Origin of the sequence: Aeromonas sp. s8, assembly GCF_040907785.1 — a bacterium.
Classification (GTDB): domain Bacteria; phylum Pseudomonadota; class Gammaproteobacteria; order Enterobacterales; family Aeromonadaceae; genus Aeromonas; species Aeromonas veronii.
This window is the reverse complement of the sequence record NZ_JBFOCL010000015.1, coordinates 338,446-347,888: the sequence shown is the minus strand read 5'-3', so window position 1 is coordinate 347,888 and position 9,443 is coordinate 338,446. Positions and strand designations below refer to the sequence as shown.

Genomic DNA, 9,443 nt, shown 5'->3' with positions numbered 1-9,443 from the left:
AAAGGGGCGCGGATCATATCTGCCTTAACCCCGGCATTCTCTACTGTCTCCACCGCTTTTACGATCTGGTGGTCTCCCTCTCCCGACAGCATTGGTTACAGCTTATCTGCGACATCAAGGGTAATCAGCCACTGATTGGCCCCAGTGTGGGGTTGGAGAATTTTCTATTTGGTTCAAGCCGTCAGGCGCTGGGGCGAGTAGGAGAGGTATTGAGGGACTTGCAGGGGGGAACCTGTTTTTACTGTAACAAGGCGATACACGGGAGTGGTGAGGTAGACCATTTCATCCCCTGGCGTCGTTATCCAATCGATTTGGGTCACAACTTCGTACTGGCACACGCCAACTGTAATCGGAGCAAACGGGATTTTCTTGCCGCTCCCGAGCACAGGGATACCTGGTACGAGCAGAATATCCTGACTCACGGGGCGTACCTCACGGACGAGCTGGCCCCTCTGGTGAGCGTCGATGCCGAGCGTTCTACTGCCATCGCTACTTGGGCCTATCAGCAAGCACTCCGTGAGCATGCTCGGTTGTGGCGTGGTATTGACCAGTTTGTGGACGTGACAGCCCCCAGTGTGAATATTCCTCTGCGCTTTCTGTGAGACGTTGAGGCTTTCACCCTAGATAAACTCGATAAAAAAGGGCCACCTCTTGCGAGGTGGCCCTTTCCAAACGTTTGGTGGAGCTGGGAGGAGGTGACAACCAATCTTTAGTTTATCATTTCAGATCAATAAGTTAGATGACCTGTTCCAGCGAATCATTTCTGTGACCCTTCACTATGACACCAAATTTTGGATGCCGGTTCAACTCCTCTATCTTCTATTGGCATTCTATTGGCACGCAAGAAAGCTGTTAAAGGGATAGGCTGTGAATTAGAAGAATGATCTTTGAAAGCTCTGATTCCTGTATTATTTAAGCACTACACTTCTGAGACTCAATTTTTAAAATCTCAGTATTAAATATTGCCTCTTTTCCCCTAAGATTTTCGGCGTGGTAATCAGATGGAAATTTAATATGGATGTCAAAGATATCTCCAGCAAGCTTTCCTGTCAGTGCATCCTCGAAGCCTGGAATCATACGGTTATTTCCAAGAATTAAAGTGAAGTTATTAGCTCGTCCTCCATCAAACTCCACCCCATTAATATAACCAATGAAGTTAATTGTTACTCTATCTCCATTTTCTGCTGCCTTATTTTCTTCAATCCAACTTGGTTGCATTGACGTATGTATACTATTCGTCTTTTCAGTTGGTGTTGGAGATGGTGTATAACTGTTATAAATACTCGGCGCCAATCTATAACTGAGGTCATATCCTTTGTAAGACTTAACATTGAACGTGCTCTTGTCAAGTTCATAAGACCATATCGGTTCCATGCTCTTATGCTCAGGTTGTTCATGCACGATCATGACTTTGTCTAGAATAAATTTCGTTTCACCAATATACTCGCCAGTAATAGAAGATACTGAACGACCATCTATTATACCCGTAATGCAGTAATCTTTATTAATGACTCGGTTGTTAAATACCCAACCGACACAACTCCCAGTGAAATCGACCAACTGAGCTGGTTTGTGGTGGGCCATGAAAAGAGCCCAAAAAACTCTGGTCAATATGCCGAGATTATCAGAGATACGAGATTTTGGGATATCACCAATTTTTATCCCAGTCCCACAACCAATCATACTTGTTGATTGTAGTGTTATGCATGAATTTCCTTGTTTTATTAAAAATGAACCATCTCGTTTTACTTCAAACTTTGTATCTAGGTAAGTCATAGACAATCTTGTTATGACTATAGGCTTCCCATCGGAAGACTCAAATTCTAATCCAATAATCCCTTTCTGTGGTCTTATTGTTATTGTTGCTCCTTCGCCAGATATATCATGTGTTCCTAACAAACCAATAAACTGATTCCTGTTTATAAAGGCAACAGGAGATGACTTGTCGTCATAGAAGATTGCATTTATGAGAATTGGCTCTTCAGGAATACTTGGTTTTTCAAACCATAATAAAGGCTTTCCATATACATTTATTATTACAGTTGTTAACTGGAAGTTAGAGCTTCCTAGTACTATGTTCGGTTCTGTATGATCTGGATAGATAAAGTCAGAGACAAAGCCAGTCGATTTAGATTTAGGATTAGCTTTGGCTTTCCAAATCGAACTCTTTGAACGCCTCCCTCTTGTTACAGTTGGGTGGCAGCGCACACAAAGATAAGTCATTTTATCAGGATCGTGTTCTCTAGCTTCAAAGAACTCTGGCTCTATATGCTCATAATCCCCAAATAGTGAGCCGCAGATGACACAACCATATCCTGCATCTTTCCTAATCTGTTCTCTGATGGGCAGTGGTACGTACCTGTCTAAACCATACTTATTTATTTTTTTATTCATTCAGACTGTGCTCCAAGTGCATTATTTTTCTTATGAGCATAATACTGGTAGAGCTGTGATTAATGCTAGAAAGTGCAGCTCACTGTTTTGTTGGTTGTGAATAAGCCTTTGATTTTAAAGGGATGTTTGTTTTTTAATCTAGAGGAGGTAGGGGGTGGCTCAACCATCTTTTTGATGATATTAATTTTTCTGGATTGATTTTTTATAGGACTGAGAATTATTCTCGATGACAGTTCACATTCATTTTCCTGCACTTATCTTCATTATTAGGCGAGTTTTAGCTCTGGTTATCATCCACGAAAAAGCTGTTGACGATAGATAACGAACAAAATGAATCTTGTACTCACAACTTTACGTGATTGAGTGATTAGCAACCTTAATGGCGGCTCATAAACTGTACCTTTTGAGCCACCTAAACACCCCACTGAAAAGAGTGGCTCAAAAGTGTTGATTTCAATATGAGCCACCACTATGTTGTGAGCTATAGTTTTTGAGCTACATGTGGGGAATTGTTATGGCGGTCATCGGGTATTTGAGGGTAAGCACTGGCGAGCAGAGCGTAGAGGCCCAGCGCCACAGCATTGAGCAGATCCACAAGGTGGAAACGTGGTTTGCAGACGAGGGTATATCTGGTGCAGTGAAGGCATTAGAGCGCCCGGAATTCTCCGAGCTGTTCAAGTTTGTGCGGAAGGGCGATACGCTAATTGTTCCCGCCGTTGACCGTCTTGGGCGTGACACCATTGACGTTCTGCACACGGTTGAGGCGCTGCAAGCCAAGGGTGTGTCGATTATCAGCTTGCGGGAGGGGTTCGACCTGTCCACGCCAATCGGTAAGGCAATGCTGACCATGCTGGCCGCTGTCGCAGAGCTGGAACGCTCAAATATCAAGGCCCGTCAGATGGCCGGGATCGCCAAGGCCAAGGCAGAGGGCAAAGCATTAGGGCGAGAAAAGACCATTGATGATGTTGCCGTTGCTATCTGGCGGAAGGAAAACAGCGCAAGCATCCAGGCGACCGCCGAACATTTTGGGATTTCACCCGCCAGTGTGAAGCGAGCCTGCAAAGCAGCGTAATGACGATCCAAACAACACGCGAATAAAGCAACAACATACCGGCCAAGCGCCGGTATTTTTTTGTCTCGAATATGGTGATCGGTCATCCATTTGTGTAACATGCAATCATTGTAACTCATTGAGATTTATAGGCTTATACATGAAGGTTTCAATATTGAAGCGTCAGCTCGCAGAGCGGATGGGTGAGGATGCGCACTATCTGGAAGGTAGGGACAAAGCGTTTTTAGCAGAGCTTGCCGGTATACCGGTTGAGCAGATTGAAGACGACGAGATCATCACTGGTGAAGGGGAAACCGGCTGGATTGAAGAGCGTGAGACCCATCTAGATTTGGCGGACAGGATGCGCATGGAAGTTAAGGAGGAAATCGAGAAGCAGCGTCAGCGCACTATTGAGCGTGGAAGCCTTGGCGGCTCGTATCGTATAGCGGCGGCATTGGCCCGCAATGGAGGTAAAGCATGATCCCGGAAACGCGTTTCGAACAGGCGCATGGTGTGACAGCGGGCAAGCTCTCATACGCTTTGGAACTGATGGATAAGGGGGATGTTGTGGCGGCTCGCGATGTAATCCTTGAGGTTCAAAAGACCAATGAAGAGCAGGCCCGAGTTATTGATACCCGGCTTTATGGGGCTGTTCGTAATCTATGCGAGGCGAGGCGTATGGATAGCCGGAGATTTTTCGCATTGCAGCAGGTGTTAGGGTTGCGCGAGATCGTCCGCTCCTTGCTCGTATCACCTGCCGGGGTGGATCTGATCTCTATGCATGTGCCAGTAGAAAATGATTTCTTCGTCTCTATGCTGTCTAGGATCCCACAATCGGCGGCAGTAGCCCCCATAGCCAATGACAATGAGCGGGCGGCAACCCTGACATATCAAAATGGGAATGCGCGTTTATGGACGATGTTCTGCGAACAGCAGCAGGGTTTGGAGCATGGAGAGGGGAAAGCATGACGCCGCAAAAAACAGTCCAAGTAATACGGCTATCCCGTCCAGTCGCGGAACGTGTGGCGATATGGGCCAGTGCTCTGAATATGTCGCCTACGCAAATTGTGGAGCTGGCAATCACCCGATGGGAGCAATTGACCCCGTGTGATGCGCTCGGAATAGAGGGGGGCCGCGATGCGTCGCACCTCCCCCGCCCTTGAAGCGCAGGTCGCCGCAGCTCTCGCGGCAGGATGGCCTATTGTTGCTATCGCCGAGCAGACGGGAATCAGCCTATCCACAGTGAAACGGATCCGGGGGCGTTCAGGTGTTCGCCCCGACTCGATGCGGGAGGAGTTGATAGAGGAGGCCCGCGCCGGATTGCGGGCCTCATTATCTTCTGAGTTCGCCGCCTCGGAGGGCGCTCGCCTCGTCCGGTCACAGGTTGCACTTTGCAACCAAATCCATACCAAGACAGCCGAGCTGCTGGAGAGCCTGACAATTGATAGTGAATGTGACAGGCACCAAGCGGCCAAGATCCTTTCAGCGTGTGCCACAGCCAGCAAGCTAGCCGCTGATGGGTTGCGCCGGGTACTCACACTGGCAGCGGAGCCGGAGGTGGTCGAAGCCCTGCCGGAGCTGGTTGTGAGAGACTACACAGACGAGGAGATATTGGCTATCAGGGCCGAGCGCGATTGCTGGGGCGATGTGCCGCCAGAGTGATGCAGGTTGACGGCGACCCCGCCCATGTCGCAAAGTAACTCCGTAATTTTGGCCGATGAGTCGGCCCTACCTCTTCGCTAACGCCCATTTCGCGGCGTCATTTCGCTGGAATCCCTATGAGTAATAGCACTGACCCTAACCGGTCAGGTCGTTGCTGTACGCGCTTTACAGGCACTTAGGGGATGGGACGGGAGACATTTAAAAGAGGGCTTGCCGCTGGCAAGCAGTTAAAAAAAACCGCCCAATGAGGCGGCACAAAAGGTTTTAACTATGAAAAGAGTATCATCAGAGAACCTGGAGCTCAATGACCGGTCATCAAAATTAACGCGGCCTAATGAATTTGCGCTTGCCCGTCGCAACCTACACTGCGACGACTCCCCATCCCGAGACGAGCGGATTGCTAAGATGCAGATCGCCAGAATCAGGGATGCACTCAAGGGGGGGATGAACGTTGATAAAAGTATCCGGCGAGCCACAAACAGAGCTGTAACCAGCATCAGTGAAACAGCCCGCTGGACGCTTTGGCGAGCAAGGTTTCCAAATACAAAAACCGCCGCAAGAGCTCTCAAGGGGATGGTGCGTCAAAGCCTTGTCCTGTCTGGCTTAGCGTCCCGACGCGACTACGAGAAAATGATCTCGTCTGTAGTAAATATGTATGATCCTTCCTTTGTCCTTATCTCAACACCCAACTGGAGGAAGGAACCCCTTCGGCCATGGAAAGACTTATCAGGCTTGGAAAAGTACGCTTGGGTTACATCCGGCATGATGTATGAGAGGTGTAGCAAGCGGTACGTAGCCTTTTCCCTGAATTTATCCATGGAGGACGCAGCTAAGAGCCCCGCTGAACTAAAAGACCCCATCAGGAAGCGTCTGGGTCGTGCGCTAGGACGCGAGGTCGAGCACATGACCATGTTCTGCATAGAGAGAGACAGCGAGGGCCGTTCCCACTGTCATGGTATCTACTTCGGAAGCCTCACCGCAGAGCAGAAAAAGAGGCTCAAGAGTGCGGGCGGTGAATGGGATGGTTCAGACTCGCGCCGCCAGCGTCGTACCACTGAGCGCTACGGCATGGGAGAGGCTATCGGTTGGGGCTGGTATATTCACAAGGATATAGGCAAAGATGCCGAGTTCTACATCCCCCACGAGCTGACGCGCCTAGGACAAGCCCACTATGGGAGAATGACAGCCCTCCTTCTCCCTCACTTCATTGCCGAACGGGATTCCACGGTCAGCCAAAAGGCCACCAGCCCCACACAAACCAAAGTCCTAGAAAAACCAGCTCCCTACTCATCCCCCAGTGAGAAAGTCAGCACTGCAATTTTGAAAATTGAGGGCAATGGCTGTGCAGCCATACCCGGACACGTTCATGAAGGCCCACAGGACGCGCCAGAATCAATTCCAAACTCAAAAGCACTCAGGGGCATGGCAAGCACCAACAAAGCAGCTAAAAGCGATTCTGTGAGCTTTGGCGACATAGAGGACCAACCAGTCCACCAGCCCCGGCTACCTGAAGACAGCGCCCTTGATGCCATGCTCGTAGAGTTGGACAAGTGGGCAGCCACTCACTTCGGAAGGGAAGAGATGCAAGGAGAGCTGACCCGGTAATGGACGGTTAATGACCCGGTAGTAAAAGCAGAGGCGCGGGGTGTGTCAGGTGTAAGGGGGATCGTAAACGTGTGAGACAGTACCGGGACGATTTACAAAAACCGCTTCAGAGCTCTTCAGAGACCATCCGGCAACTACGCCAATGGCATAGCGGAAAAAACGCACTGGGGGCGTCCCAGGCCCCCAGAATCAAACCTTTCGCAGCTATGCCACCACCTGACGAGTAACCCCCAGAACATCACGCCCCAGCATCAGGCACAGATTGAAATCGGCAGCAGACACCGGGAGCGTTCCGTTGTCGCTCTCGTCGAGATAATCCAGCACATCAGCGGGTGAAACGTGCTGGATGTCATCGAAGCCACTCTGGATCAGTAGCGTCCAGAGCGCCCTTTTCCCTGCCTGTGATAATTCGCGCTCGCTCCATTGAAACCACTCGCACACGCCTTCGCAATGATGGATATGGCGACCGTTAGACAGGCGGCACCCACAGGGCAGCGACACGCTCAATACCCTAGCCTGTATGGACAGCAGGACGTCCTCGAAGCTGATGTCGGATCTCATTTCAAATTCCCCATTTTCTTGGCTCTTCGCCAGTTCAACCAATTAACCTCGGTCAGGTCACAGCCGAAATCGACACTGTCTATGACGTTGCGCAGCTTTGCACAAGCCTCCTGCATCCGTGGGCTATAATTGACACCTGGTTTGATGTAGGGGGCGGATGACCCCTTATCTTTAGTAGCTGGCAGGCCGTAGGTCTTGCGCAGGTCTGGTCCGTGGCCGACGATCATCTGCATTAGCTCAAGCTTGATGTCAGTATGATGAGCGGCTGTGATGAAGGTATGCCGCAGGCTGTGAAAGCTGACCTGTTGATCGGCTTTCCAAATGTCGAGCTTCGCCAGAAGCCCCGCCCCCTGTTCGTAGTTAAACCATTTGCCCAATGAGGCTGAGTAATTTTTCGCACTCTTACCGCCACCATGGACCCAGTCCGGAAACAGTCGCGCGTCGTCACCAGACCTCCGCGCCCATTCCACTAACTGCATAAAACCCGCATTCAAGACCACACTCGGGAGTGGGAGCAGTCGGTCGGCGTTGGGATTTTTAGTGCCGGGGACGTTGAGCATGGCGACTCCGCCCACGTTTACTACGTGAGTTGCGGTGAGTCGTCCAATCTCATCGCCACGCATCCCCGTGGTCAGGGCAAGTAGGGGTGCCCAGAAATGCCAGTCTTTTGGCTGTTCATGGGGATGTTTGGCATTAGCAAGCCACAGCTTATTAACGAGTTTGTCCAGTTGATCCTTAGTGAAGGGCTGCCCTCCCTCTTCATAGTCGGCATCGTTCTTGATGGGGGTCAGCATGTCGCTGAAATCCTCGGCAACGTGCCGCTCGGCCTTAAGCCATTTAAGAAAGGGCTTAACGTGATGGAAGTGGGTCATCTGCCCCTGCTCGGACAGGGATGGCTGGCCCTGCTTACCTAAGCCGAGATACCAGTTACGCCGTAGCACGGGATCCTCAGGGCGCTCCTTCCAGATTGCTTTTTTCGGGAGATTCTTTGGGAACGTGCGGATCACCTCCCGGTAGTGAGCAATATCGGCGGCACCAAGCGCCGCGCTGTCCAGCGGGCCGAGAATATCGAGAAAACGGGCAAGATTGCTTTTGCGCTGGCTCAGGGTCTTGGGTTTGAGCTTCTCCACATGTTCGCTGTGCTCATTGAATCGGGCCACCAGCCATTCCAACGATTGACCGGGCGCAGAAGGGGCAACCAAGGCACTACCGACGGGCACCGGCTCGGCGTTGAGCGTTGTTGGCAACGTGGCGAGAGCGTCCGCCGTCCGCCGGGCTTCAATGAGCTGGCCTTGTGTCCGTTGGGCAATGCCAACCGCAGTACGGGCCAGTTCCTTCGCCTTCTGAGTCACTGCCTGAGCTGCCGCCAGCTCTTTGCGGGAGCGTAGTGCTTCAAGACGCTGCTCGTTAATCTCATCTTGCAGTGCGGCCAACTGTTCCCCGAGCCGGATTTGCTCTCTTTTTGCGGCGATCTTCGCCTTCATGATTTCTGAGATTTCAGCCATGTCTACTTCCTGATCGACTTCCTGAACTAATGCCAATAATTCGTCGAGCAGGAGCCTGCCAAGTTGGAAAGCATGGATCCACAATTCTCCCGTTTTAGCGCGACTTTTTGTGCCAAGTGAGAAACGGGTCTCACGAGGAGCGCCGTACTGGCGGAGGGAAGGGGGGAAGATCAGGCGGTAGCAGTAGACACCACAGCGGTTTTTGATGAGACCGGGATAGAGCATATGTGACACCTCAGTGTGTCACTCCCTGACCAGCCATAAAGAAAAAGCCCTGACGAATCAGGGCTTTAGAAGGTGGTGGAGCTGGGGGGATTTGAACCCCCGTCCAAAATTACTACATCCTTGGCACTACATGCTTAGTCACTCTTTACATTCGCCAACCCGCTGCGGAGAGACACGCCACGAATTGACTAGCTCGATTGGTTTTAATGCTTCCGCCCCGAGCAGGACTTCCACACGATCCTGTGAAGGATGACCTTCCGATTCCCTAGGACACAGGCAAGCTAGGGTAGAAGGGCTCTATGCAGGTTATTAAGCTGCTAGTGCGTAGTTTTCGTCGTTTGCGACTATTTTTTTGCGGTTTATTAACGAGGCCTACCGCACCTCGGCATGCACCTTGGGTTTCGTGAATCTTGTCGAATCCAGAATCAGCCCCAAGTTGT

Annotated in this window: 9 protein-coding genes and 1 other RNA gene; 6 read left to right on the top strand and 4 right to left on the bottom strand. The window is 50.7% G+C overall.

The genetic code is table 11. From position 1 onward, the window contains the following. The coding region (locus tag AB5Y86_RS05500; RefSeq protein WP_368192337.1) for an HNH endonuclease at positions 1 to 602 on the top strand (602 nt) is incomplete at its 5' end. Positions 603 to 912: 310 nt separating this feature from the next. On the opposite strand, the gene AB5Y86_RS05495 is transcribed toward AB5Y86_RS05500, so the two are convergent. Continuing rightward, positions 913 to 2,394: an FKBP-type peptidyl-prolyl cis-trans isomerase gene (locus AB5Y86_RS05495; RefSeq protein WP_368192336.1), complete on the bottom strand. Its 1,482-nt coding sequence runs from the start codon at positions 2,392 to 2,394 to the stop codon at positions 913 to 915. 514 nt (positions 2,395 to 2,908) lie between these two features. Between AB5Y86_RS05495 and AB5Y86_RS05490 the strand changes: the two genes are divergently transcribed. From AB5Y86_RS05490 to AB5Y86_RS05470, 5 genes are all read left to right on the top strand, one after another. Next, entirely contained in the window at positions 2,909 to 3,466 is a 558-nt protein-coding gene (locus AB5Y86_RS05490) for a recombinase family protein (protein ID WP_111912479.1), read from the top strand. Between the two features lie 154 nt (positions 3,467 to 3,620). Beyond that, positions 3,621 to 3,926, top strand: a complete 306-nt coding sequence (locus AB5Y86_RS05485; RefSeq protein WP_158654839.1) for a hypothetical protein — start codon at positions 3,621 to 3,623, stop codon at positions 3,924 to 3,926. Further along, the gene (locus AB5Y86_RS05480) at positions 3,923 to 4,414 is read left to right on the top strand and encodes a hypothetical protein (RefSeq protein ID WP_069651784.1); all 492 of its coding nucleotides are present in this window, start codon (positions 3,923 to 3,925) and stop codon (positions 4,412 to 4,414) included. The genes AB5Y86_RS05485 and AB5Y86_RS05480 overlap by 4 nt, the downstream gene beginning before the upstream one ends. A 168-nt stretch (positions 4,415 to 4,582) precedes the next feature. Beyond that, positions 4,583 to 5,107 (top strand): helix-turn-helix domain-containing protein, encoded by a 525-nt coding sequence (locus tag AB5Y86_RS05475; RefSeq protein ID WP_167824804.1) that lies wholly within the window; start codon positions 4,583 to 4,585, stop codon positions 5,105 to 5,107. Between the two features lie 270 nt (positions 5,108 to 5,377). Next, positions 5,378 to 6,712 carry a hypothetical protein gene (locus AB5Y86_RS05470; RefSeq protein ID WP_368192335.1) on the top strand — a complete coding sequence of 445 codons (1,335 nt, stop codon included), beginning with the start codon at positions 5,378 to 5,380 and terminating at the stop codon, positions 6,710 to 6,712. Positions 6,713 to 6,916: 204 nt separating this feature from the next. Here AB5Y86_RS05470 and AB5Y86_RS05465 read toward each other — a convergent pair whose 3' ends face one another. The 3 genes from AB5Y86_RS05465 to ssrA form a co-directional block, all read right to left on the bottom strand. Continuing rightward, on the bottom strand, positions 6,917 to 7,273 hold the full coding sequence (locus AB5Y86_RS05465) for a hypothetical protein (RefSeq protein ID WP_201920384.1): 357 nt from the start codon (positions 7,271 to 7,273) through the stop codon (positions 6,917 to 6,919). Further along, positions 7,270 to 9,003: a hypothetical protein gene (locus tag AB5Y86_RS05460; protein ID WP_368192334.1), complete on the bottom strand. Its 1,734-nt coding sequence runs from the start codon at positions 9,001 to 9,003 to the stop codon at positions 7,270 to 7,272. The genes AB5Y86_RS05465 and AB5Y86_RS05460 overlap by 4 nt, the downstream gene beginning before the upstream one ends. 73 nt (positions 9,004 to 9,076) lie before the next feature. Further along, positions 9,077 to 9,436, bottom strand: a transfer-messenger RNA (tmRNA) gene (ssrA, locus tag AB5Y86_RS05455). Positions 9,437 to 9,443 lie beyond the last annotated feature (7 nt).

Excerpts from the sequence above, each read along its gene's own strand:
- AB5Y86_RS05480 (WP_069651784.1), top strand. The coding sequence starts at position 3,923 with ATGATCCCGGAAACGCGTTTCGAACAGGCGCATGGTGTGACAGCGGGC.
- AB5Y86_RS05495 (WP_368192336.1), bottom strand. The coding sequence starts at position 2,394 with ATGAATAAAAAAATAAATAAGTATGGTTTAGACAGGTACGTACCACTG.
- AB5Y86_RS05475 (WP_167824804.1), top strand. The coding sequence starts at position 4,583 with ATGCGTCGCACCTCCCCCGCCCTTGAAGCGCAGGTCGCCGCAGCTCTC.
- AB5Y86_RS05470 (WP_368192335.1), top strand. The coding sequence starts at position 5,378 with ATGAAAAGAGTATCATCAGAGAACCTGGAGCTCAATGACCGGTCATCA.
- AB5Y86_RS05465 (WP_201920384.1), bottom strand. The coding sequence starts at position 7,273 with ATGAGATCCGACATCAGCTTCGAGGACGTCCTGCTGTCCATACAGGCT.
- AB5Y86_RS05460 (WP_368192334.1), bottom strand. The coding sequence starts at position 9,003 with ATGCTCTATCCCGGTCTCATCAAAAACCGCTGTGGTGTCTACTGCTAC.
- AB5Y86_RS05490 (WP_111912479.1), top strand. The coding sequence starts at position 2,909 with ATGGCGGTCATCGGGTATTTGAGGGTAAGCACTGGCGAGCAGAGCGTA.